The sequence below is a fragment of the Calidifontibacter terrae genome (genome assembly GCF_054778835.1).
This window is the reverse complement of the sequence record NZ_BAAGZF010000010.1, coordinates 1-1421: the sequence shown is the minus strand read 5'-3', so window position 1 is coordinate 1421 and position 1421 is coordinate 1. Positions and strand designations below refer to the sequence as shown.

The window sequence follows — 1421 nt, the reverse complement described above, 5'->3', positions numbered from 1 at the left end:
GGCTCTCCGACTTTGAGCGGGGTGTCCTGACCTGAGGGGGCTCGTGGCCCCGGTCATGCTGTTGGTCTCTACTCCTTCAGCAGCAACGAGGCCACGAGCATGATCGACAGTACGTCAGTGCTGTTCGGGCTGGAAGACGAGTTCGTCGTCACCAGTCTCGAGCGGCTCAGCAGCAGCGACCTGTGGGTCGTGATCGAGCTGCGGGAGCGGGGGGCGCCCTGCCCGGGGTGTGGTGTCCTCACCGCGCGGGTCAAGGAGCGACCGTTGGTGCGGGTGAAGGACCTTCACGCGTGCGGGCAGGTGGTCGAGCTGTGGTGGCGCAAGCGGCGCCTGACCTGTCCCGAGCCGCTCTGCGGTACGGGTTCGTTCACGCAGCAGTCCGAGGCGATCCCCGCGAGGGCGCGGCTCACCGGCCGGCTCCGCGAGGCGATCGCGACCGAGATCGCGTCGGGGAACCGGGCGGTCGATGAGGTCGCCCGCTCCCATGGGGTGTCGTGGCCGACGGCGCACCGGGCACTGGTGGCCGCGGCAGCCAGGTGGCTACCGACGCCCGAGCCGGTGCGCGTGCTCGGGATCGACGAGACCCGCGCGAGGTCGGTGCGGTGGGTCCTGGCCGACGCCGGCTGGCGGCGCAGCGACCCGTGGCTGACCAGCTTCGTCGACGCCGACACCACCAGCCCCGGCCGGATGCTCGGGTTGGCGCCGGGCCGCTCTGGGGCGTGCGTGCGCGACTGGCTCGCCGAGCAGAGCCCCGCGTTCCGCGACGCCATCGAGGTTGTCGTCATCGACACCAGCGCGCCCTACGCCTCCGGCATCCGGGCTGCTCTGCCCGACGCGAAGATCGCGGTCGACAAGTGGCACCTGGTGGCCCTGGCCAACACCGTCGTCACCGAGGTCCGGCAGCGGGTCACCCGTGAACGCTACGGGCGGCGCGGCACCACCGCCGAGAAGGTGTGGGTCAACCGGCACCTGCTCCTGACCGGGTACGAGCACCTCTCCGCCAAGCAGCGGGCCCGGCTCAAGGCGACCTTCGCGGGCGAGGACCCCACCAACGAGATCGGCGCAGCCTGGGGCGTCAAGGAACGCCTGCGACTCCTCCTGGCCGAGTCAGAGGAGCACCGGATCCGGCACCGGCTGTACGAGTTCTATCGGGACGCCGCGAGAGCGGACATGCCCGAGACCACCCGGCTCGCCACCACGATCGAGACCTGGTGGCCGGCCATCCACGTCGCGTTGACGATGGACGTCACCAACGCCCGCACCGAAGGCTTCAACCGGATCATCAAGAACACCAAGCGCGTCGCCTGCGGCTTCCGCAACCTGGACAACTACCAGCGCCGGATACTCTCAACCATCGCGCTCACCCGAGCACGACGAGACGCAGCATGACCCGGCCCGCCCCGCGGAAAGTCGAAGAGCCG

At 70.3% G+C, this 1421-nt stretch carries 1 protein-coding gene; it reads left to right on the top strand.

Going from position 1 to position 1421, the window contains the following annotated elements; genetic code table 11:
• The first annotated feature begins 99 nt into the window (after positions 1 to 99).
• Positions 100 to 1389 (top strand): ISL3 family transposase, encoded by a 1290-nt coding sequence (locus tag ACYU98_RS14315; protein WP_460468904.1) that lies wholly within the window; start codon positions 100 to 102, stop codon positions 1387 to 1389.
• The last annotated feature ends 32 nt before the right edge of the window (positions 1390 to 1421 follow it).